The sequence below is a fragment of the Mesorhizobium sp. M0048 genome, from assembly GCF_040323405.1.
Classification (GTDB): Bacteria; Pseudomonadota; Alphaproteobacteria; order Rhizobiales; family Rhizobiaceae; genus Mesorhizobium.
On the sequence record NZ_JAMYUV010000005.1, the window covers coordinates 171279 to 194212 of the forward strand.

21 protein-coding genes are annotated in these 22934 nt (G+C 63.1%); 14 read left to right on the top strand and 7 right to left on the bottom strand.

Annotated elements, in window-relative coordinates:
- The first annotated feature begins 519 nt into the window (after positions 1-519).
- Positions 520-1611: a 3-deoxy-7-phosphoheptulonate synthase gene (locus tag NKJ84_RS07705; RefSeq protein WP_352505987.1), complete on the top strand. Its 1092-nt coding sequence runs from the start codon at positions 520-522 to the stop codon at positions 1609-1611.
- 48 nt (positions 1612-1659) lie between these two features.
- Here NKJ84_RS07705 and NKJ84_RS07710 read toward each other — a convergent pair whose 3' ends face one another.
- Positions 1660-2295 (bottom strand): LysE family translocator, encoded by a 636-nt coding sequence (locus tag NKJ84_RS07710; protein WP_352505988.1) that lies wholly within the window; start codon positions 2293-2295, stop codon positions 1660-1662.
- Positions 2296-2422: 127 nt separating this feature from the next.
- On the opposite strand from NKJ84_RS07710, the gene NKJ84_RS07715 reads away from it, so the two are divergent.
- The gene (locus tag NKJ84_RS07715) at positions 2423-3124 is read left to right on the top strand and encodes a helix-turn-helix transcriptional regulator (RefSeq protein ID WP_352505989.1); all 702 of its coding nucleotides are present in this window, start codon (positions 2423-2425) and stop codon (positions 3122-3124) included.
- A 34-nt stretch (positions 3125-3158) separates the two neighbouring features.
- On the opposite strand, the gene NKJ84_RS07720 is transcribed toward NKJ84_RS07715, so the two are convergent.
- Positions 3159-4268: a Gfo/Idh/MocA family protein gene (locus tag NKJ84_RS07720; protein ID WP_352505990.1), complete on the bottom strand. Its 1110-nt coding sequence runs from the start codon at positions 4266-4268 to the stop codon at positions 3159-3161.
- A 157-nt stretch (positions 4269-4425) separates the two neighbouring features.
- On the opposite strand from NKJ84_RS07720, the gene NKJ84_RS07725 reads away from it, so the two are divergent.
- Positions 4426-5271 (top strand): MurR/RpiR family transcriptional regulator, encoded by an 846-nt coding sequence (locus NKJ84_RS07725; RefSeq protein ID WP_352506061.1) that lies wholly within the window; start codon positions 4426-4428, stop codon positions 5269-5271.
- Here NKJ84_RS07725 and NKJ84_RS07730 read toward each other — a convergent pair.
- Positions 5268-6158: an AraC family transcriptional regulator gene (locus NKJ84_RS07730; RefSeq protein ID WP_352505991.1), complete on the bottom strand. Its 891-nt coding sequence runs from the start codon at positions 6156-6158 to the stop codon at positions 5268-5270. The genes NKJ84_RS07725 and NKJ84_RS07730 overlap by 4 nt on opposite strands.
- A gap of 136 nt (positions 6159-6294) precedes the next feature.
- Between NKJ84_RS07730 and NKJ84_RS07735 the strand changes: the two genes are divergently transcribed.
- The 9 genes from NKJ84_RS07735 (at position 6295) to phnN (ending at position 15774) form a co-directional block, all read left to right on the top strand.
- Positions 6295-7023: an SDR family oxidoreductase gene (locus tag NKJ84_RS07735; protein WP_352505992.1), complete on the top strand. Its 729-nt coding sequence runs from the start codon at positions 6295-6297 to the stop codon at positions 7021-7023.
- Between the two features lie 199 nt (positions 7024-7222).
- Entirely contained in the window at positions 7223-9157 is a 1935-nt protein-coding gene (locus tag NKJ84_RS07740; RefSeq protein WP_352505993.1) for a bifunctional 5-dehydro-2-deoxygluconokinase/5-dehydro-2-deoxyphosphogluconate aldolase, read from the top strand.
- Between the two features lie 34 nt (positions 9158-9191).
- Positions 9192-11036: a 3D-(3,5/4)-trihydroxycyclohexane-1,2-dione acylhydrolase (decyclizing) gene (iolD, locus tag NKJ84_RS07745; protein WP_352505994.1), complete on the top strand. Its 1845-nt coding sequence runs from the start codon at positions 9192-9194 to the stop codon at positions 11034-11036.
- Positions 11037-11082: 46 nt separating this feature from the next.
- The gene (iolE, locus tag NKJ84_RS07750) at positions 11083-12000 is read left to right on the top strand and encodes a myo-inosose-2 dehydratase (protein ID WP_352505995.1); all 918 of its coding nucleotides are present in this window, start codon (positions 11083-11085) and stop codon (positions 11998-12000) included.
- A gap of 41 nt (positions 12001-12041) precedes the next feature.
- The gene (locus tag NKJ84_RS07755; protein ID WP_254815905.1) at positions 12042-12260 is read left to right on the top strand and encodes a DUF3329 domain-containing protein; all 219 of its coding nucleotides are present in this window, start codon (positions 12042-12044) and stop codon (positions 12258-12260) included.
- A 2-nt stretch (positions 12261-12262) separates the two neighbouring features.
- A complete protein-coding gene (gene iolB / locus NKJ84_RS07760; RefSeq protein WP_352505996.1) occupies positions 12263-13075 on the top strand; it encodes a 5-deoxy-glucuronate isomerase in 813 nt (270 codons plus the stop codon).
- 147 nt (positions 13076-13222) lie between these two features.
- Complete coding sequence (locus tag NKJ84_RS07765; RefSeq protein ID WP_352505997.1) at positions 13223-13930, top strand: DUF1045 domain-containing protein; 708 nt, start codon at positions 13223-13225, stop codon at positions 13928-13930.
- 78 nt (positions 13931-14008) lie between these two features.
- The gene (locus NKJ84_RS07770; RefSeq protein WP_352505998.1) at positions 14009-15148 is read left to right on the top strand and encodes an alpha-D-ribose 1-methylphosphonate 5-triphosphate diphosphatase; all 1140 of its coding nucleotides are present in this window, start codon (positions 14009-14011) and stop codon (positions 15146-15148) included.
- Positions 15145-15774, top strand: coding sequence for a phosphonate metabolism protein/1,5-bisphosphokinase (PRPP-forming) PhnN (gene phnN, locus NKJ84_RS07775; protein WP_352477063.1), 630 nt, complete (start codon positions 15145-15147; stop codon positions 15772-15774). The genes NKJ84_RS07770 and phnN overlap by 4 nt, the downstream gene beginning before the upstream one ends.
- A gap of 89 nt (positions 15775-15863) precedes the next feature.
- Here phnN and NKJ84_RS07780 read toward each other — a convergent pair whose 3' ends face one another.
- From NKJ84_RS07780 to NKJ84_RS07795, 4 genes are all read right to left on the bottom strand, one after another.
- Positions 15864-16394 (bottom strand): DUF2231 domain-containing protein, encoded by a 531-nt coding sequence (locus NKJ84_RS07780; RefSeq protein WP_352505999.1) that lies wholly within the window; start codon positions 16392-16394, stop codon positions 15864-15866.
- Positions 16395-16505: 111 nt separating this feature from the next.
- Positions 16506-17501 (bottom strand): ABC transporter permease, encoded by a 996-nt coding sequence (locus NKJ84_RS07785; RefSeq protein ID WP_254815901.1) that lies wholly within the window; start codon positions 17499-17501, stop codon positions 16506-16508.
- A 23-nt stretch (positions 17502-17524) separates the two neighbouring features.
- Positions 17525-19069 carry a sugar ABC transporter ATP-binding protein gene (locus NKJ84_RS07790; RefSeq protein WP_352506000.1) on the bottom strand — a complete coding sequence of 515 codons (1545 nt, stop codon included), beginning with the start codon at positions 19067-19069 and terminating at the stop codon, positions 17525-17527.
- A gap of 112 nt (positions 19070-19181) precedes the next feature.
- Complete coding sequence (locus tag NKJ84_RS07795) at positions 19182-20144, bottom strand: sugar-binding protein (RefSeq protein WP_352506001.1); 963 nt, start codon at positions 20142-20144, stop codon at positions 19182-19184.
- 539 nt (positions 20145-20683) lie between these two features.
- Here NKJ84_RS07795 and NKJ84_RS07800 point away from each other — a divergent pair.
- Both NKJ84_RS07800 and NKJ84_RS07805 read left to right on the top strand, forming a co-directional pair.
- Entirely contained in the window at positions 20684-21712 is a 1029-nt protein-coding gene (locus tag NKJ84_RS07800; protein ID WP_502896116.1) for a LacI family DNA-binding transcriptional regulator, read from the top strand.
- A gap of 69 nt (positions 21713-21781) precedes the next feature.
- A complete protein-coding gene (locus NKJ84_RS07805; protein ID WP_352506003.1) occupies positions 21782-22924 on the top strand; it encodes an alpha-hydroxy acid oxidase in 1143 nt (380 codons plus the stop codon).
- Positions 22925-22934 lie beyond the last annotated feature (10 nt).

The following is a 22934-nucleotide window of genomic DNA, read 5'->3' on the forward strand; positions in this document are numbered from 1 at the left end:
GGGCGGAGCAAGGAGCGAAGCGACGCGGCGCAGACCCCAGGATCCATGCCGCGCCTTCAGAGCGCCGCAACGGTGCAGAATTCTGCTCCGCTGCACCCCTCGGCCAAGGTTACGGCATGGATCCCAGGGTCTTCGCGACGGAGCTTCGCTCCTGCTTCGCCCTGGGATGACGAAGTTGCGGAGGCTTCGACCAATCCCGAATTGGCTGCCAACAGGCCTCCAACCCCTCGGATCCCGTGCGCAGCGCTACTACGCAGCCTCATCACCCACGTGACAAGCGCCCCGGCATCGATTATATGAACCGGATGATCAACCTGACCGCCACGTATTGGTACTTTAGCAGCTCGCTGGCGGCGGGAGGATTGCGCTCGATCTGAAGATTGCAGCATCAAAAATCCGAACAGCCGCCAGACCTGGCGGCTTTTTTGTTTGCCGGCAGGTCTCCTAAAGCATGATCCCGAAAAGTGGCATCCGGTTTTCGGAAAAGATCATGCTCCAAACAAACAGGAGCAGAAAGCCGTGTTGACGACCACAGACGATCTTCGGGTCAAAGAAATAAGGGAATTGAGCACGCCGGACGAGGTGATGCGGGAGATACCGCGCACGCTGACGGCGACGCGCACCGTTGCCGCATCACGCAACGCGATCCACGCCGTGCTGACCGGCGCCGACGACCGGCTGGTGGTTGTCGTCGGCCCCTGTTCGATCCACGACCCGGCCGCTGCCGTAGACTATGCCAGTCGTCTGGCGACGCTGCGCGAAAGCCTGTCGGACCGGCTGGAGATCGTCATGCGGGTGTATTTCGAGAAGCCGCGCACGACGGTCGGCTGGAAAGGCCTGATCAACGATCCCGATCTCGACGGCAGCTTCAACATCGACAAGGGGTTGCGGATGGCCCGCAACGTGCTCTCCGCGGTCAACAATCTCGGCCTTCCGGCGGCCACCGAATTCCTCGACATGGCCACCCCGCAATATATTGCCGACCTCGTCGCCTGGGGCGCGATCGGCGCGCGCACGACCGAGAGCCAGATCCATCGCGAACTGGCGTCAGGCCTGTCCTGCCCGGTCGGCTTCAAGAACGGCACCGACGGCAATTTGCGGATCGCCGCCGAAGCCGTGAAATCCGCCGCCCAGCCGCATCATTTCATGGCGGTGACGAAAGGTGGGCGCAGCGCCATCGCTACGACCACCGGCAACGAGGACTGCCACGTCATCCTGCGCGGCGGTATTGTGCCTAATTATGACGCGGCAAGCATTGCTGCTGCCTGCGCGGAACTCGGCCGGATCGGCGTGGCGCCGCGGCTGATGATCGATGTCAGCCACGCCAACAGCAGCAAGAAGCCGGAAAACCAGCCAGGGGTGGCAGCCGAGGTGGCGGGCCAGGTCGCGGCGGGCGACGAGCGCATCATCGGCGTTATGATCGAGAGCAACCTTGTCGCCGGCCGGCAGGATGTCGTGCTCGGCAGGCCGCTTGTCTATGGCCAGAGCATCACCGATGGCTGCATCGACTGGGCAACCACCGAGACGGTGCTTTACGGCCTTGCCGACGCGGTCGAGCGGCGCCGGTCGGTGCGCCGCGCCATGATATCAAGCCGTCCGGGAGCCGCGTGACCCGGCCGGCGCCGCTGCCATGGACGTTGCGCCCTTCGGGCTCGGAATTCACGCCGCCTTCAAGCCCTCCCAGACGGTGAGCGCCGAAACCGCAACGAGAAGCAGTCCGGCCGCCCGGCCGGCAAGAGCGGTTGCCCTTGGATTGGCGACCAGCAGATCCCGGCTGCGACCGGCGGTAATTGCGAGTCCGCCATAGACAGCGAACTGCGTGGCGATCGTCATCAGCCCCATGATGATCGCCTGCATCCAGATCGGACCGTAATCCGGCCTCAGAAACTGCGGATAGACGGCAAGAACAAAGAGATAGGCCTTTGGATTGATCAGGCAGGTCATGATCCCCTGGCGAAAGGCCTTCCATGCGGAGCGGCTGCCGGCAGGGCCGTCATGGCCGACGGTGATGGAGCTGCGCATCAGCGTGATGCCGATAAAGGCCATATAGGCCGCGCCGGCAATCAGCAGCGGATTGAAGAGGACCGGCAAGAAATGCATGAGCAGGCCGACGCCGAGCGCGCCGTTCAGCGTATGCACCACGCCGCCCAGCATGATGCCGCCGGTCGCCGCAAGCCCTCTGCTGCTGCCGCCGGTCAGCGCATTGGCAAGCACGAAAAGCATGTCCATGCCGGGCACGATGATGATGCCGACAAGGAGGAGAAAGAAGAGCCAGAGGTTTGCCGCGTAGTCCATGTCAGTTGCCTGTCGCCTCATGCAGGCGAGCTGCAGAGGAACTTGTTGATTTTCAATCCGATAGGCGATCCTATAGGTCAGTCCAACTGACGAGGTGTTGTCAGTTGCCTTCGGGCCGAGTGAGGGAATGCGCAAGGCGTCGCGTCTGTTCGAGATTATCCAGATCCTGCGGCTGGCGAGGAAACCGGTGACGGCGGCAATGATCGCCGAGCGGCTGGAGGTGACGGTGCGCTCGGTCTATCGCGACATTGCCGCGCTGCAGGCGATGCGCGTGCCGATCGAGGGCGGGCGCGGCATCGGCTACATACTGCGTCCTGGCTTCGACTTGCCGCCGTTGATGTTTTCGATCGAGGAGATGGAGGCGATCGTACTGTCTCTCGCGCTGCTCGAACGCACGGGCGACAGCGAGCTCAAGCAGGCGGCCAAGCGCGTCAGCGCCAAGATCGCCGGCGCGGTGCCGCCGCCTTTGCGCCAAACGCTCGACGCCAATCAGTTGCATGCATGGGGTTTTGCCGCGCCATCGGCCTCCGCGGTCGATCTGGCGTTGGTGCGCCGTGCCATCCGCGACGAGGCCAAGCTGGACCTTTCCTACCGCGACGAACTGGGCCGAGCCACCGACCGCATCATCTGTCCGATCGCCCTCATCTACTACTCCGAAACCGCCAACATCGTTGCCTGGTGCGAGCTGCGCCAGGCAATCCGCAATTTCCGCAGCGACCGGATCGAGGATTGCCAGGCGACGGGACTATGGTTCAAGGGTGAAGGCGACGGTTTGCGGCAGGTCTGGGTGAACGGGTGGGAAACGGACACCTCAGCCGCAGGCGGCTGAAGCGGCCACTGTGAAGCGGATGCCGGGGGAGGGGCTATCTCACGTCCTCCCAGCGGCTCTCACTGAACGACCTGGCCATCGCGTGCACAGTGCGCTCGATCTCCAGGCCTTCGTCGAAGTCGATGATGCGCGCCGGCTTGCCGGCCAGCCGCGTCAAAAGTTCCCTGCATTCGATGATCTTGAGGTCGTTGAAGCCAAGCCCGTGGCCGGGTGCCGGCAGGAAGGCGTCGTAGGGCTTGTGGTGCGGCGCTACCAGGATGGTGCGATAGCCTTGCTCGGTCGGCCGGTCGGCTGTCAGATAGAGCTGGAACTCATTCATCCGCTCCTGATCGTACAGGATCGAGCCCTTCGAGCCAAAAATCTGGATGGCGATCCGGCCTTTGCGGCCCCAGGCCGAACGGTTGACGAGCAGCGTGCCGGCGATGCCGTTTTCGAGATGCATCAGGATACTGGCGATGTCGTAGGTTTCGACCGCGCGGCGCCCGCCAGAGGCGACGCGGCGTTCGGCATAGGGTTTGGCCATGTCGCACATGACGCGGGCAACGCGGCCGAACAGCACGGCGATGAGCGAAAGCGGATGCACGGCGAAATCGTCGAGCGCGCCGTAACCGGACGCCGCCTCGTGCTTCCAGAAGAACAGCGCCTCCGGATCGGCCATGAAGTCCTCGTCCATCTCGATGCGCAGATGGTTGACCTCGCCGATGATCTTCTCGTCGAGCAGCGCGCCGATATGGCGGATTGCGGGGTTCTGGATGTAGTTATAGCCGAGCGCGGCGACTTTGCCGGACTTTTGGGCTGCCGCAGCCATTGCTTGCGCCTCCGCAAAACTCGGCGCCATCGGTTTTTCACACCACAGATGCTTCCCGGCTTCGAGGATGGCGATGGCCATTTCCGGGTGGAACTGGTTCGGCGTGGTCAGCGAGATCACATCGACGTCGGGATCGTCGACCACCGCGCGCCAGTCACCGGAGGCCTTGGCGAAGCCGAATTCGCTGGCACGGCGTTTTGCAAGGTCCTCGTTGACCTCGCCCAGATGAACCAGCCTTGGCTTATCCACATCGGGAAAAACGGTGCCGACCGCGTTCCAGGCAATGGCGTGGCACTTGCCCATGAAGCCCGTGCCGATAAGACCTACCCCGACCATCCGCTTGCCTCCCTGTGTGTGTGCAAAGTTTGTGTGGATGAATTAGTCCATTTTGTCTGCAGATGGAACGCTTGTCTCATTTTTTATGGTGTTCTTGCACAGGCCCGCTATGATGGGGCACAGAGGGAACCAGACGATGAGCCTGGGCGGAGCGACGATGGACGAACGGGTGCCGCGCGATTTCGAGACGCTGCGGGCGACGATCCTGGAGCGGCGCCAGAGCCTGCCGAAACGTATCGCCCAGATCGCCGCCTATGCGCTCGACAACCCAGACGATATCGCCTTCGGCACCGCCGCCAGCATCGCCGCTTCCGCCGGTGTCCAGCCTTCGACGCTGATCCGCTTTGCCCAGCAGCTTGGTTTTGATGGTTTCACCAGCCTGCAGTTGGTGTTTCGCGAGCGTCTGCGCGAGCGCAACTCGTCCTATGATGAAAGGCTGGCGGCATTGCGCGCCAAGGCCGAGGAAGGCGCCGGCCACCGCGCGATTTTCGACGGTTTTGTTGCCGCAGCCAGCACCTCGCTCAACGACATTTCGCGCACGCTGAATGAAGACCATTTCGAAGATGCGATCGCCTTGCTGGCCAAGGCCGAAACCATTTACGTGCTGGCCAAGCGGCGCTCCTACCCGGTCGCCTCCTACATCGCCTACGCATTGGGCAAGCTCAAGATCCGCAACCAGCTGATCGAATCGGCCGCCGGCCTCAATGCGGAGATGATCGGCTTTGCCTCTCCAAGGGACGCCGTCATCGCCATAAGCTTTTCACCCTATGCCCCGGCCACCATCGAGGAGGCGCGCGTCATTTCGGAACAAGGCGTGCCGATCGTGGCGATTACCGACTCCTCCTTTTCGCCGCTCGCCCAGTTCGCCAGGGTCTGGTTCGAGGTCGCCGAGGCCGATTTCGCCGGCTTCCGCTCGCTGTCGGCGACGATGGCCTTGGCCATGGCGCTGACTGTCGCGGTCGGCGAGAAGCGGCGCGATAGCGGAAAGAAGCGCAAGCCTTAGAGCACCTCTATTGCCGTTTCGCCTCCTGCCAAAAGCCGCGCTGCGTCGCGGGCAGGCGGCGATCCGAACTGGCGGGCATACTCCCGGCTGAACTGGGAAGCACTCTCATAGCCGACAGCGAAGGCGACACGCGCCACGTTGCCCGGCTGGGCAATCAGCAGATGGCGGGCTTCCAGCAAGCGGATTTGCTTTTGATACTGGATTGGGCTCAAGGCCGTCGCCGCCTTGAAGTGACGATAGAACGCAGCACTACTCATATGGGCGATTTCGGCCAGATCCCCGACCCGGACCGGCTGATGGGGATGCGAGCGGATCCAGGCGATCGCCTGGCCAATCCGGGACAGATGGCCGTCGGCGCGCGCAAGTTCACGAAGCTTTTCGCCTTGCGGGCCTTGCAGGAGCCGAAACAGCATCTCCCGCTCGAGCATGGCCGCAAGCACGGGAATCTCCGCTGGCCGGTCAAGCAGCCGCAGCATTCGACGCAACGCGTCGAGCAGGTCGTCATCAACGGGAGAGGTGGAGAACCTGTCGCCGCCGAGGACCGGCCCGTGCTCAACGAGGAGCGCGGCGACAGCCTGCAGGTCAAGGGTCAAGCCAATGGCCAGATAAGGACGTGCCGCGCTCGCTTCGACTATCTGACTGATGCTGGGCGTCTCGACAGTGTAGATGAAATAGCTGGCTGGGTCGTAACGAAGAGCCCGGTCGCCGATCAGAACCGTCTTCGCGCCCTGCACTACGAATAAGACCCCCGACCCCCACACACCCGGCAATGGCGCCGTCGCGACTTCGCTGCGGCCGATCGAAACGCCGGGAATCGCCGTTCTTATTCTTCGCCCGCGCGCATGGCGGCCGGCGATTTCGATCAACTCCTGCAGCGCCTCGCTCATTGCGCCAGCATCGCGCATTCGCACCGGCCGCGCAACAGCGTGAGAGGATTAGGCAAGAGCTGGAGAGTTTCCGGCGCGCGGCGCCCGCTGCCTCGCGCCATTTGTGGGTCTTCGACAGCAAACATGGAGACACGATATGACGACATCGAAAACTGCGCTGGTGACCGGCGCCAACAAGGGTATAGGCCGTGAAATCGCCCGGCGAATGGCGACCATGGGCTTCAAGGTCTGGCTCGGAGCCAGGAGCGCCGAACGCGGCATGGCGGCGGCGCAGGCATTGCGTGCCGAAGGCCACGACGTAGAGTGGCTTGAGCTGGACGTCACGCGGGATGACAGTGTGAAGGCGGCAGCCGAGGCGTTCGGGCAGGCCAGCCCCCGCCTTGACGTGCTGGTGAACAACGCCGGCGTCGCCATCAACTACGACCTGCCGCCGAGCCAGCAGCGGATCGCCGATATCCAGGCCACCTACGACGTCAATGTCTTCGGCCCGATCCGCGTGACCCAGGCATTCCTGCCGCTGTTGCTGGCAGCACCTGCTGCCCGGATCGTGATGGTGAGCAGCTCCACCGGCTCCATCGGCCGGGCGCTGGATCCCGCCACCGCGAACCACGCCGTCAATATGATGGGCTACGGCAGCTCCAAGACGGCGTTAAACGCCATCACGGTGGCCTTCGCCAGGGAGCTCGCACCGCAAGGCATCAAGGTCAACGCCGCCGCGCCCGGCTACACTGCCACCGATCTCAACGGCTATAAAGGTCACCGCACGGTGCAGCAGGCGGCCGAGATCGTCATTCACCTGGCGACCTTGGACGCCGATGGCCCGACCGCCGGGTACTTCAACGATGATGGCCCACTTCCTTGGTAAATCAGCTGGTCTCAGTGGTAGACACTTGACGTTCGTCTGACTTCAAAGTTTCTGAACGCGCGAGCCTTGCACAGCACTTTTCAGCTTGGGAATGCTCGTTCCATATTGACTATGGATTGGAATTATTATTTCATATTGCTGGCGCCACGCTGCCGCTCGCGCGTGTTACCCAAGACAACAAAGCCGATGGGAGGTTCGAATGGGCGAGGCCGTGGAAGCGAAATATTCGCCGCTCGACATCATCACGATCGGCCGCGCTTCCGTCGATCTCTACGGCCAGCAGATCGGCTCGCGCCTTGAGGACATTACTTCCTTCGCCAAGTCGGTCGGCGGCTGTCCGGCCAATATCGCAGTCGGCACTGCCAGACTAGGCCTGCGTTCGGCGCTGCTCACCCGCGTCGGCAATGAGCAGATGGGCCGCTTCATCCGCGAGCAGCTGACCCGCGAGGGCGTTTCGGTCCAAGGCCTCAAGGCCGATCCGGAGCGGCTGACCGCCCTGGTGCTGCTGTCGGTCGAGGATGAAGGCGTCTCGCCGATGATCTTCTATCGCAGCGATTGCGCCGACATGGCACTTTCGGAAGACGACATCGATGAGGCGTTTATCGCTTCGGCACGCGCGGTCGTCGTCACCGGCACGCATTTTTCACGACCCAACAGCGACGCCGCCCAGCGCAAGGCGATCCGTGTCATGAAAGCCAAAGGCGGCAAGGTGGTGTTCGACATCGACTACCGCCCCAACCTCTGGGGTCTCGCCGGCCACGCCGAAGGTTTCGAGCGCTATGTGAAATCCGACCGCGTCTCGGCGCGGCTGAAGACGGTGCTGCCCGACTGCGATCTCATCGTCGGCACCGAAGAGGAAATCATGATCGCGTCGGGCGCAGACGATTGCCTGAGCGCGCTGAAAACCATCCGATCGCTGTCGGCGGCAACCATCGTGCTGAAGCGCGGCGCCATGGGCTGCATTGTCTATGACGGGCCGATCAGCGACGATCTCGAGGACGGTATCGTCGGCAAGGGGTTTCCTATCGAGGTCTACAATGTGCTTGGCGCCGGCGACGCCTTCATGTCGGGCTTCCTGCGCGGCTGGCTCGGCGAGGAAAGCCTGGCGACGGCGGCGACCTGGGCCAATGCCTGCGGGGCAGTTGCCGTGTCGCGGCTCCTCTGCGCACCTGAATACCCGACTTTCGAGGAATTGCAGTTCTTCCTGAAAAACGGCAGCAAGCACCTGGCGCTGCGCAAGGACGAGGCGATCAACCACATCCATTGGGCGACCACGCGCCGGCGCGACATCCCCTCGCTGATGGCGTTCGCCTGCGACCACCGCGTCCAGCTGGAGGACGTCGCGGCAAAAGCCGGCGCCGATCCGTCGCGGATCCCGGCTTTCAAGGTGCTGACCGTCAAGGCTGCGGCCAAAGTCGCGGCCGGCCGCGCCGGCTATGGCATGCTGCTCGACGAAAAATACGGACGCGAGGCGATGTTCGAATTCGCCCACCATTCCTTCACCTGGCTCGGCCGGCCGGTCGAGTTGCCGGGTTCGCGGCCGCTTCGCTTCGAGTTCTCGCAAGACATTGGTTCGCAACTGACCGAATGGCCGGTCGACCACTGCATCAAGTGCCTGTGCTTCTATCATCCCGATGATCCGGCGGAGCTGAAGACCGAACAGCAGCAGAAACTGCGCGCTTTGTTCGAGGCCGCGCGGAAAGTGGGCCGAGAGCTCCTGGTCGAGATCATCGCCGGCAAGCACGGCAAGCTCGACGACATGACCATCCCGCGCGCGCTCGAGGAACTCTACGCACTCGGCATCAAGCCCGATTGGTGGAAGCTCGAACCGCAGGCATCGCACGGCGCATGGGCAAAGATCGAGGCGGTGATCCTGAAAAACGATCCGTGGTGCCGCGGGATTGTGCTGCTCGGTTTGGAAGCGCCGCAGGACGAGCTGGAAGCGGCCTTTGCCGCCACTGCCAAGGCGCCCGTCGTCAAGGGCTTTGCCGTCGGCCGCACCATCTTCATCAACGCGGCCGAACAATGGCTTGCCGGCAAGATGTCGGACGATGAAGCGGTTGCCGACATGGCATCTCGCTTCGAGAGACTGACCGAGGCGTGGCTTGCCGCGCGCGGCCGCAAAGCAGCATAAGAAGGCGCGGCATAAGGACTGCGGAGGAACCGACATGACCAAGACAATCCGCCTGACGATGGCGCAGGCTCTGACCCGCTTTCTTGCTCGACAGATGACCGAGATGGACGGGGGGAAGGTGCCGATCTTTGGCGGCGTCTGGGCGATCTTCGGCCACGGCAATGTCGCCGGCGTCGGTGAGGCGCTGTACCAGGTTCGCGACGAGCTGCCGACCTTCCGTGCCCATAACGAGCAGGCAATGGCGCATGCGGCTATCGCCTATGCCAAAGCCAATTTCCGCCGCCGCTTCATGGCTGCGACCAGTTCGATCGGCCCCGGCGCGCTCAACATGGTGACCGCTGCGGCGCTTGCGCATGTAAACAGGTTGCCTGTCCTGTTTCTGCCCGGCGACGTCTTTGCCAATCGCATTCCCGACCCTGTCCTGCAGCAGGCCGAGGATTTCTCCGACGGCACGGCGACCGTCAATGACTGCCTCCGGCCGGTGTCGCGCTATTTCGACCGCATCACCCGGCCGGAGCAGATCATGCCGGCGCTCAACCGCGCCATGCAGGTGCTGACCGATCCCGCCGAGTGCGGCCCGGTGACGCTGGCGCTGTGCCAGGACGTGCAGGCAGAAGCGTATAACTACCCCGAGAGCTTCTTTGCCGAACGAATCTGGCATCAGCGGCGACCGCGTCCGGATCGCCAGGAGTTGGCCGCCGCGGTGGCAGCACTTAAAGCGGCGAAGAAGCCATTGGTGATTGCCGGCGGCGGCGTACTCTATTCGCAGGCCTCGGGTGAACTGGCCAGACTGGTGCAGGACGCCGGCGTTCCGGTCTGCGAGACGCAAGGCGGCAAATCCTCGCTGCCCGACGATCATCCGCTGAACATGGCGGCGGTCGGCGTCACCGGCACTTCGGCGGCCAACAGGCTGGCCGAAGAGGCCGACGTCGTGCTTGCCGTCGGCACCAGGCTGCAGGACTTCACCACCGGCTCCTGGGCACTGTTCAAGAATGCCGGCAGGACCATGATCGGGCTCAACGTCCAGCCCTTCGACGCCGGAAAGCACCAGGCGCTGCCGCTGGTCGCCGATGCGGCGGAAGGGCTCGCCGAACTCGGCGAGGCGCTGAAGGGCTGGAAGGCGCCTGCCGCCTGGACCGACAATGCGATCAAGGGCAAAAAGGAATGGCAGGCGGAGGCGGGCAAGGTGACTGCGTCAACCAATGCCGCCTATCCGTCCGACGCGCAGGTGATCGGCGCCGTACAGCGCGCCATGGGCTCCGGCGTGGTACTGCTCCATGCCGCCGGCGGCTTGCCCGGCGAGTTGCACAAGCTCTGGCAGGCGGGTGCGTCCGGCTCCTACCACGCAGAATACGGGTTCTCGACAATGGGCTATGAAATCGCCGGCGGACTCGGCGTCAAGATGGCCAAGCCGGACGAGGAGGTAGTCGTGATGATCGGCGACGGCTCCTACCTGATGCTCAACTCCGAGATCGCGACCTCTGTGATGCTCGGCCTCAAGCTGACCATCGTGCTGCTCGACAACCGCGGCTATGGCTGCATCAACCGGCTGCAGATGGCGACCGGCGGCGCCAACTTCAACAATCTGCTGAAGGACGCCCGTCACGAAACCTTGCCCGAGATCGACTTCGCCGCGCATGCTGCGAGCATGGGTGCGATTGCCGAAAAAGTGCCATCGATCGCCGGGCTGGAAACGGCGCTGGCGCAAGCGAAGAAGAACACGCGAACGACCGTGCTGGTCATCGACACCGACCCGCTGGTTTCGACCGAGGCTGGTGGAAGCTGGTGGGATGTCGCAGTGCCGGAAGTCTCGGCACGGCCGCAAGTGAATGCGGCGCGCAAGAAATACGAGGAAGCGCTGAGCGGGCGGGTTCTTTGAACCATCCGCGAACGCGCCTCGAAATGTCCGAAACTGGAGTGACGACTTGAAAGCCAAACTGGGCATGTCCCCCATTGCATGGTGGAACGACGATCTTGCCGAACTCAGCGATGATGTGTCGCTGGAGGAGTGCCTGCGCCAGTCGCGCTCGGCTGGCTTTACCGGCATGGAAATGGGCCGCCGCTTTCCCAACGATCCGCAAGTCATGCTGCCGATCCTGAAAGAGGCCGACGTGACGCTTTGCGGCGGCTGGTTCTCGGGGACGCTGGTCGATGAAGACATGGCGAAAAACAAGGATCGTATCCAGCCGATGATCGACCTGTTCAAGGCGGTGAATGCGCCCTGCATCGTCTATGGCGAAGTCGGCCGCTCCATCCAGGGCGACCGCTCGAAACCCCTCGCCAGCAAGCCCAGGCTTTCGGACGATGAGATGAAAGCCTACGCGAAGCAGGTCACGCAGTTCGGCGAATGGTGTGCCGAGCAAGGCATGCCGCTCTCCTATCACCATCACATGGCGGCGGTGGTCGAGACCGAGCCAGACCTCGATGCCTTCATGCGCTATTCGGGAGAAGGCATTCCATTGCTGCTCGACGCGGGTCACCTGGCGTTTGCTGGGGGCGATGTGCTGCGCGCTATTGATAACCACCACCGGCGCATCAACCACGTGCATGTGAAAGACGTGCGCATGGAGGTGATCAACAAGCTGGATCGTAGCAGGCAATCCTTTCTCGATGCGGTGGCGCTTGGTGCCTTCACCGTGCCGGGAGATGGCTCGCTGGACTTTGGCGCCATCGTCCAGAGGCTCGCCGACCATGGCTATGAAGGCTGGTTCGTGGTCGAGGCCGAGCAGGATCCGAAGAAGAACCCGCCGCTCAAGATGGCGCAGGTCGGCTACAAGGAATTGATGCGGGTGATGACAGCGGCCGGCTATACGGTGGAGACACAAGGCTTTCCCAATGCTTGAGGCTCGCGAGGAAGGGCTGATCCGATGCCGGGGGTGATCCGATGAAAGACTCCGAGCACCCGTTTTTCCGGCCGCTGTGGCGGCGCGTTGCCGTTGTCGCGGTCTGCCTGGTCTGGTCGGTGATCGAATTCGCCACCGGCACGCCGTTCTGGGGCGTGATCGCGCTCGGCTTCGCCGGCTATGCCGTCTGGCAATTCTTCTATCTCTACAAGCCGGCTGACGAGGACAAGCCATCGGCGGACGCCAAACCGAAGGAATGACCATGTCTAAGCTGCTCATCAAAGCCAATAAGGGCCACGGCCGCGTCGCTCATGTGACGCCGCAAAACGCCGGCTGGACCTATGTCGGCTTCGATCTGCATCGGCTCAGACCCGGCGAGAGCGCTTCCGGGCAAACCGCGGATCGTGAGGTCTGCCTGGTGTTCGTCACCGGCAAGGGCAAGGCCAAAGCCGGCGGCAAGGATCTCGGCCTGCTGGGCGAACGCATGTCGCCGTTCGAAGGCAAGCCTTGGTCGGTCTATGTGCCGCAGGGGTCGGAGTGGTCGGTGAGCGCCGATACCGATCTCGAACTTGCCGTCTGCTCGGCGCCAGGACTGGGCGGCGGTCTGCCGGTCCGTGTCATCGGACCTGACAATCTCGGCCAGGAGGTTCGCGGCAAAGGCACCAACACGCGCTATGTCACCAACATCCTGCCGGAAGGCAAGCCGGCCGATTCCTTGCTGGTGGTCGAGGTGATCACACCCGGCGGTCACACATCGAGCTATCCGCCGCACAAGCACGACCAGGACAATCTGCCGGCTGAATCCTATCTCGAGGAAACCTATTACCACCGCCTCAACCCGCCGCAGGGCTTTGCTTTCCAGCGCGTCTACACTGACGCCGACCAGAGCGGTGCTCGTTCGCTCGACGAGGCGATGGCTATTGAGGACGGCGACGTCGTGCTGGTGCCCAGGGGTTATCACCCCTGCGCAGCCTGCCACGGCTATGATCTCTATTATCTCAACGTCATGGCCGGACCGAAGCGGACGTGGAAATTCCACAACGCGCCCGAACACCAATGGCTGATGAAGGCCTGACCACTTCCCCTTCGCCCCAACCGCTGGTCCAAGCGAAAAATCGTCGGCTAATGACCCGGCTGTGTGGTTTTGTTACCGAAAACGCCGCAAAGCTTCGTCAATTCGTCATGGAAATCACCTATGGCAGCGGGCTGACGAGGACTTTCGATGCGCTACGCGATCTATTTCACCCCCCGACAGGACGAACCGCTGGCACGGACCGCCGCCAACTGGCTCGGCCGCGACCCATTCGGTGCCGCCACAAAGCCGGTCGAGGCAGTAGGCGAGTTGTCGGCGGCAGAAGTTGCCTTCCATACCGCTTCGGCGCGCCGCTATGGCTTTCATGCGACGCTGAAGGCGCCCTTTCGACTGGCCTCCAATGAGACGGAAACCTCGCTTCGCGCGGCACTCGACGATTTTGCCGAGGCGACGCCGGTGGTTACGATCCCGCGCCTAGTCGTCAGCCAGATCGACGGCTTCTTCGCGCTGGTGCCGGAAGCACCGCTGCCGTCGCTCAACCGCTTCGCCGATGATGTGGTGCGCGACTTCGACCGCTTTCGCGCGCCGTTGACGGAAGCCGAGATCGAACGGCGCAGCCCCGATTCGCTGAAGCCCGACGAGTTCCGCAATCTCTGCCAATGGGGTTATCCCTACGTGTTCGAGACATTTCGCTTCCATATGACGCTGTCCGGCCGGGTCTCGTCACAGGAAAGCCCTCGTCTTCGCTTAGCAATCGACAGCCTGTTTGCGGGCGTGCTGCAAAGGCCGGTGCCGGTGGACGCGCTGACGCTGTTTGTGGAAACTGAACCTGGCGCGCCGTTCATGGTGCTGTCCCATCACGCGCTCGGGCGCCGCCCGGCCAGAAGAACTGCCTAATGACTATTTGCTCTAACCGCGTTTGTGCGACGCCATTTGGTTCCAGTTGGCTGCAAAATCCTGCAAGGACTGCTTGAAATGACCGCCGAGACTGTTCTTGACAACGCCCGCATCGTGCTCGCCGATCAGATCGTCCAAGGGTCGATCGTGCTGCGCGACGGCATGATCGCCGCCATTGATGCCGGACCCGGCCGCAGCGGCGAGGACATGGGCGGCGACTTCATCATCCCTGGCCTGGTCGAGCTCCACACCGATCATCTCGAAGGCCATTACGCGCCACGGCCGAAAGTGCGCTGGAACCCGATCGCCGCGGTGCTCGCCCATGACGCGCAGGTGGCGACCGCCGGCATCACCACCGTGCTCGACGCCTTGCGCGTCGGCATGGACGAGGATGCGGACCTGACGGCTGCCGACATACGCAAACTGGCCGACGCGATCGAGGACAGTGTCCAGCAGGACCGGCTCAGGGCCGACCATTTCATCCATCTGCGCTGCGAGGTTTCGGCGCCGGACTGCCTTCCAGCCTTCGCCAATTTCGACGGTGACGAGCGGGTCAGGCTGGCGTCGCTGATGGACCATGCGCCGGGACAGCGGCAATTCGTCGATCTCGAGACCTACGCCTACTACTATCAGCGCAAGCTGAAGCTTACGGACCGCGATTTCCAGAAATTCTGCGAAAAGCGGATGGCTGAATCGGCGAGGAACTCGAGCCCGAACCGCAGCTTCATCGCCGCGGCTTGTCATGAGCGCGGCATCGTGCTCGCCAGCCATGACGACGCGACCGTCGGCCATGTCGACGAAGCGATCGAGCAAGGTGTGCGCGTCGCCGAGTTCCCGACCACCGAGGAGGCAGCGAGGGCTTCGAAAAAGGCAGGGCTCGGCGTATTGATGGGCGCGCCGAACGTCATGCGCGGCGCTTCGCATTCGGGCAATGTCTCGGCCCGCACGCTGGCCGGCGACGGCCTGCTCGATATACTGTCATCGGACTACATTCCGTTCAGCCTGATCCAGTCGGCCTTCTTCCTCGGCGACGTGGTCGAAGGTATCTCGCTGCCGCAGGCTGTGGCCATGGTTTCGAAGAACCCGGCCGAGGCGGTCGGCCTCACCGATCGCGGTGTCATCGAGCCCGGCCGGCGCGCCGATCTGGTTCGCGTGCGCGTCGACGACCATGTCCCGGTCGTCCGCACGGTCTGGCGGCAGGGACGCCGGGTCGCATGATGGTGTCGGCATCGGTCGAGCGTGAATTGTCCGCCGCGGGATTTCCGATCCGCGACGGTGTCTTCGTCGCCGTCGTCGGGCCGAGCGGTGCCGGCAAGGACACGGTGATCGGCTATGCGCGCGCGGTGTTTGCCGGCGAGAGCCGGCTGGAGTTCGTGCGCCGGGTGATCACCCGGCCGAGCGATGCGGCCACCGAGGATCACGATACGCTCGCCGATGCTGCCTTTGTCGAGGCCGAAGCGGATGGCGCCTTCGCCATTTCCTGGGAGGCGCATGGCCTGCACTACGGCATCCCGGCCGAAGTCGACTGGTCGGTCTCCAACGGCCGTGTCGCGATCGCCAACGTCTCGCGCGCGATCATCCCTGCGCTGCGGGAGCGCTACGCCAATCTGGCTGTCGTCGAGATCACGGCTACACCGGATATCCTGGCCGAGCGGCTGGCATTGCGCGGTCGCGAGTCGCGCGGCGAAGTGCTGGCACGGCTGGCGCGCAGTGCCAATGTGGCGCTGTCCGGACCGGGTGTCACCTCGATCGACAATAGCGGCCCTCGTGAAGCCGCCGGCGAGCGCTTCGCCGAGGTGCTGCGCAAGGCCATGGCCTTCTCCGACATGTCGGGCCTTATCTAAAGTAGCGCCCATCCGATGCATTCGGTATGGGCGCTACTTGTCTAACCAATATCTTTGGAAGCCGGTACCCCCTTTTCGGGATTATGGCCTCATGCGGCGTGCCGGTCCCGACCAGCGTGACGAGTATCCGCGGCAGTGGTTATCGAAGGCTTCACTGGCGCATCCGCCGGTGTATCCAGAACTGCAACGTGATGGCGATACACCATTTCCCAGCCCTTCCAGCCGGTGAACAGCAGTATGCAGACCACTATGAACGACAAGAGCACACCCCATGGGCGGACCGCGGCTTCGGCGCCTTGGGCATAGCGAAGATAAAAATTGATCAGTGCCACAACGACCGCGGTCAGGTTGCCCAGCATGTGATACCAGGCGTCCGACAAGGCGCGAATGCGCGGCTCGTTGAGGAAGTCGATAAAACCGGCTGTCGCGGCGAGAAGGGCCATTACGATGGCTGCCCCGATCAGCCACATCGATGCCCGTGCCCAGAAAGCATCGGCAGTTCCCCAGAAAACCAGGTCGGTGACAAAGGCACCGACAAGAAACGCGACAGGAAAAGGTATCAGCATCGGGTGGAGAGGGTGAGTTCCGACCTTTGCGGTACTTACTGGATTCGTGGGCATGGGACGCCTCCGCATAGCAAAGCTTAAATAAACGCTTCGATACGGGTTTCGTTCCAAATGGAGAGATGCCTGCCAATGGCAGTCGGCGCATTTCATCCAGCTATTTTTGCGTCATTCCGCGGCAGCACCCGCCACGCCCTTACGGGTAGCTTCCAGCATCCGCCGCCGCGCCCTGAACACGCCCCATTGCTGGTCGACCAGCACGCCGATGAGGATCACCCCGCCCATGACGGCGAAGTTGAGCGAGGACGGGATGCCGAGCAGGTTGACGAGGTTCTGCAGCTCCTGCAGCAGCACCGTGCCGAGCAGGACGCCGATCAGCGAGCCTTCGCCGCCGCGCAGCGAGAAGCCGCCGAGCACCGCTGCCGCGATGGCGTAGAGTTCGTAGAACTGGCCGTGGCTCGCCGGCGAGATCGAGCGTGTGTACATGGCGAAATAGATAGCCGACAGCGCCGTCAGCACGCCGCAGATGACATAGGCGGCTATGACGATGCGGCCGGTGCGGATGCCGGAATATTTTGCCGCTTCCTCGTTCTTGCCGATGGCGTAGAGATAGCGCCCGAATACCGAACGGTGCAGCACCACCCACATGACGACGGCGATGACGATCAGCGCGATGAAACTGTTCGGCACGCCCCAGGACCGCCCCGCCGTCAGGAATTCGAGTTCCGGGAAGTTCTGCCCAAAGGCAAAGCCGGCGGTGCCGTCGGCAGTGTAGAAGCGCGCCACGCCGCGATAGATCAGCAGGCCGCAGAGAGTGACGACAAACGGCTGCAACTTCAGCCGGGTGATCAGCCAGCCATGCATCAGGCCGATGATGGCGCCGAGCGCGATGATCAGCACGAAGGCCAGCGGCCACTCCATCTCCCGCACGGCGATGAAATCGATGAAAAGCGTACCGAGTAGCGCAACCACCGAGCCGACCGACAATTCGATGCCGCCGGTGATGATGACGAAGGCTTGGCCAATCGACAGGATGCCGAACAGCCCGATCAGGTTCGAGGTGTTGGCGAGATTGATCGGCAGCAGGAAGCGCGGGTTGATGATCGCCACCACCGCGCCGACCACCAGGATCAGGATCAGCAGGCCGAGATCTTTCTTGCTCATCGTCTTCTCCCAACGCCTGCGAATTACTTCGGCTGCTTGCCGACCGCCAGCAGCAGCACGTTTTCCTGGCTGAACCGGTCCTTGTCGAGAATGCCGGAGATCTGGCCCTCATGCATGACGGCAATGCGGTCGGAAACGCCGATCACCTCCTCCATGTCGCTGGAGATCATCAGCACGGCGACCCCGGCATCGGCCAGCGCCCGCATCAGCCCGTAGATCTCGGCCTTGGCGCCGATATCGATACCGCGTGTCGGCTCATCGAGGATCATCACCTTCGGCTTCATCGCCAGCCATTTGGCCAGCACGACCTTTTGCTGGTTGCCGCCCGACAGCGTGCCGGTGCGCGTCTGCACGGAGGGCGCCCTGATGCCGAGATCGGTCTTCTGTTTTTCGGCGGTGGCGGCCTCGGCGCTGGCCGAGACCAGCGAGCGCCGCGAATGCGCCGGCAGATTGGGCAGCGAGATGTTCTGGGCAATCGACAGGTCGAGCAGGATGCCAGTCAGCTTGCGGTCTTCCGGGACGAGGAAAATACCGTTGGCCACTGCGTCGGCGGCCGAACCAAGAACCAGATCTTTTGCGTCAAGCTGGAACGAGCCGCCAAAGCTCCTGTCGATGCCGAACAGCACGCGCGCCAGTTCCGTCCGGCCGGAGCCGACGAGACCGGCCAGGCCGAGGATCTCGCCATGCCTGACGTCGAGGTCGACGGGGCGGTCAGGATAGGCGGCGGTGCGAATGGCCTTGACCGACAGCGCGACAGAGCCAGGCGGGCGCGCCGATTCTGCGGCCTTCTCGCGCTCCTTGAGCATGCGGCCGATCATCAGCTTGACCATCTGGTCGTGATTGATGGCGCTCTTCGGCAAGGTTCCGGCGAGCATTCCGTCCCTGAGCACGACGACGCGGTCGGCGACGCGCTCGACCTCGTGAAGGCGGTGCGAGATGAAAATGACACTGATGCCGTCTGCCTTCAGCGCCTTGATGACACCGAGCAGCTTGTCGGTTTCGGCGATCGGCAGGCTCGAGGTCGGTTCGTCGAGGATAACCAGCCGTGCCTTGATCGACAGCGCCTTGGCGATCTCGACCATTTGCTGCTGCGCCAGCGACAGCGCCGACACCGGCGTATCGGCCGAGAAATTGGCGCCCACGCGTTTGAGCAGCGGCGCCGCCTGCGCTCGCAGCCTGGCGCGGTCGACGAGCTTGAGCGGCCCGGCGCGCAGCGGTTCGCGGCCGAAGAAGATATTGGCGGCCACGTCGAGGTTTTCGAACAGGTTGAGTTCCTGGTGGACGAAAGCGATGCCCGAGCCGATGCTGGCCTCGACAGTCAGCCCGTCATGGGCGACGCCATCGACGGTGATGGTGCCTGTGTCCGGCCTGGTCACGCCACCGAGGATCTTCATCAGCGTCGATTTGCCGGCGCCGTTTTCGCCGACCAGGCCGATGACCTCGCCGGGCCTGACCTCCATCGAGAATCCGTCCAGCGCAACGACGCCGGGATAGGTCTTGCGCACACCGTCGAGGCTCAGGAACGGAGCGTCCGCAGATGCAACGATGGATGGGTCGGAATAATTCATCACGCCTGACAGCAGCCGGTGAGCCGTTTGGTCTCAGACTGACGAGCCTCGCGAGGCCCGTCAATAGAACGCCGGCTCAAGGCGAACCTTGAGCCGGCGCAACCTAATTCGCTCAGTTTCCAGACATCGCCTTGAGGCTGGCGGCGTAGGCGTCGATATCGTCCTTGCCGATGATCTTGGTCGGGATGATGATCAGGCCATCGGCGGGAATGCCCGACTTGTCGCCCTCGAGATAGGCAGCCATCAGCTTCATGCCCTGATAGGCCCATTCGAAGGGCTGCTGCACGACGGTGGCGGCGACGGTGCCTTCCTTGACGCCGCCCAGCGTGATCGGATCGTCGTCGAAGCCGACGACGGTGATCTGGCCGAGCTTGCCGGCATCGCGCAGCGCTTCATAGATGCGCGGCGTGTTGTAGGAATAGAAGCCGACCATGCAGGTGACGTCGGGGCTGGCGACCAGCGCGTCCTCGACGTTCTTCTTGGCGCGAGCCTGATCGATGTCGTCGCCACGCACGTCGACCAATTCGATCTTGGTGCCGGCGAGACCTTCCTTCATGCCCTGGATGCGCTCCTTGGCGTTGTCGGCGCCGAGCAGGCCGACGAAGCCGAGGCACTTGCCGCCGTCAGGCATTGCCTTCTTGGCGATCTCTGCCGCCTGCTTGCCGGCATCGACATTGGACGAGCCGATATACGCGACACGCTTGGTCTGCGGCGCGTCGCTGTCGGTGGTGAACAACGCCGTTTCCGAGGCGATCTTGTTCAGCCCGTCGGTCGACGTCTTGGGATCGACGGCCGAGACCATGATCGCCTTCACGCCGGCCGTCACCAGATCGTCCATCAGGCGCTGCTGGATGGCGACCGAGGACTGCTCCGGATATTTGAGTTCAAGATTGTAGTTGGGCAGTTCGGCTTGAGCCTTCTTGACGCCGGCTTCCGCCGCCTTCCAGAAATCGGAAGCGCCGTTGACGACGAAGGCCAGTGTCGGCTTGTCGTCGGCCCGCGCAATTGCGCTGGCGGACAGGCCGAGCAGCAGGGCCGCAGCGGCGACGGACGCATTTCGTATCACAGATTTCATATTCAACCTCCCATTTTGACTCAGTAATTTTCGCTGATGATGAACGTGCCGGCGCGGCTTGGACGCCCTCCTCCTCAAGGGTTTCCGGCAGCGAAGAACGACGCCATTCCAGCCGCGATCGTCGACTTTAGAGACTCATTCGCCGTTCGTAAATAGTCCGATTTGTCTGACATTTCCCGGAGCGGCAGGCAAGCTTCGGCTGACGGGAACCGTCCGATACCAGGCTGGCTTGCGTTCCGAACATGCGCGGTCCGAGGTCGTCCGGGCATGATGGATTGACGTTATAGTGATGCCGGATATTAGTAAAGAGTATTAGTTTGGTCGAGATTCTCGCACAAGGAGAGAGGCCTCCCCAGTCGCAACCGTTTGAACCGGGGACTACATCGCCTAAGAGGTCGATTATATCTATTAGTAGCGCTTCGCCCTATAAATGCGAGATTCGAGGGACCAATGACATGAACGAACCACTGCGTGATCCCGTCCTTGAGGGTACCAGGCGGCGCAAGCCGTCCGGGAAAAACCCCAAGGGCCGCGTTACCATGACCGACATCGCCAGGGTCGCCGGCTGTTCGCAGGCGACGGTTTCGTTCGTGCTCAACAACACGCCGGGCATCAGGCTGTCGCAGCAAACCCGAGAGCGGGTGATCGAGACGGCGCGAGCACTGGGCTATTCGCCGCCGGTGTTTTCTGCCTTGCGAGCCCCGGTTGCCGCATTCGACGGGCTGGATGGCGTGATCGGCTTCGCCGTCGACCAGTTGGCGACCAGCCCGGAGGCGGTCGTCGCCATTGAAGGGGCGCGGCAAGCCTCGTGGAACGCCGGCAATGTAGTGTTGGTGGCGCAGACCATGGGCGACGAGGTGATGGAGGCCCGGGCCATCGCGGCACTGACCAAGCGGGGCATTTCGGCGCTGATCTACATGACCATCTTCACCCGCGAGATCGTCGCGCCGGACTATCTCTACGGCCTCGACATTCCGGTCATCCTGCTCAACTGCTACACCGCCGACTATGCCTTTCCCGCCGTGGTGCCGAGCGAGATCGCCGGCGGCCAGAGCTCGACCCGGCACCTGATCAGCTATGGCCATCGCCGTATCGCCACCATCACCGGCGAGCCCTGGATGCAGGCGGCTCAGGACCGGCTGAAAGGTTACCGCCGGGCGCTGGCGACGGCCGACATCCCGTTCGACCCGGAGCTGGTCGTCGAAGGCGATTGGTCAGCGAGCGCCGGCTATGCCGCGACCGTCAGGCTCTTGGCGCTGAAGGACCGGCCGACCGCCATCTTCTGCCAGAACGACCGTACCGCGATCGGCTGCTACGAGGCGCTGAAGGAGGCCGGCCTGCACATCCCCGGAGATATTTCGGTGGTCGGCTATGACGACGAGGAGATCGCGCGGCATCTGTTCCCGCCGCTGACGACGTCGATCCTGCCGCATATGGCGATGGGACAATGGGCGATCGAGCAGTTGGAAGTCCCCGCTGCTCCCGGTCGCGGCCGGAGCCGCTATCCCGTAACCAAGCTCGAATGCCCGCTGGTCGAGCGGGAGTCGGTTGGCGCCGTGGCGGGCTGAGGCGAGCGCGCCGGCGATCGACAGTTGCACAGGCTTGACATCAGGCCCGCCATATACCCGATTGATTTCATGAGATTGCAAAGCTGCTATAATTTTCAGGACTTCCGCCGGCTCGCAAAACAGCGCCTGCCAGGCCCAATCTTCAACTATATCGATGGCGGCGCGGACGACGAGACGACGCTGCGGCGCAACACGGCGGCTTTCGAGGACTGCGATCTCGTCCCTAACGTCCTTGCCGGCGTTGGACAGGTCGACATGTCGGTCACCGTCATGGGCCAGAAGCTGGCGATGCCGGTCTATTGTTCGCCGACGGCTCTCCAGCGGCTGTTTCACTACAGCGGCGAGCGCGCCGTCGCCGCGGCGGCGGAGAAGTTCGGCACGATGTTCGGCGTCTCGTCGCTCGGCACGGTCAGCCTGGAGGAAGTGCGCAAGCACAGGACGCCGCAGGTCTATCAGTTCTATTTCCACAGGGATCGCGGCCTGAACCGCGCCATGATGGAGCGCGCCAAGGCGTCCGGCGTCGAGGTGATGATGCTGACGGTCGACAGCGTCACCGGCGGAAACCGCGAGCGTGACCTGCGAACCGGCTTTTCCATCCCCTTTCGGCTTACGCTCGGCGGCGTGATGCAGTTCGCGATCAAGCCGAGATGGGCTATAGACTATTTGACCCACGAAAAGTTCAGCCTGCCGCAGTTGGACGGCCATATCTATCTCGGTGGCGGAGCGCTTTCCATCAGCCGCTATTTCACGGAGATCCTCGACCCGTCGCTGGATTGGAAGGATGTCGAAGACATGGTCCGCTTCTGGAACGGCCAGTTCTGCCTGAAGGGGATCATTAGCGTCGCCGATGCCAGAAAGGCCGTCGACATCGGCTGCACCGGCATCGTTCTGTCAAATCATGGCGGCAGGCAGCTGGACGGCTCGCGCAGCCCCTTCGACCAGCTGTCCGAGATCGTCGACGCGGTGGGCGACAAGATAGACGTGATCATCGACAGCGGCGTCCAGCGCGGCACACATGTGCTGAAAGCCCTGTCGTTGGGCGCCAAGGCCGTCGGCGTCGGGCGCTACTACCTCTTCCCGCTGGCCGCCGCAGGACAGGCAGGCGTCGAACGGGCGCTCGGCCTGATGCGAACCGAGATCGAACGCGACATGCGGCTGATGGGATGCAGGTCGGTGACAGAGCTTTCCAAGGGGAATGTGCGGTTTAGGTGAGGGAGCCGGG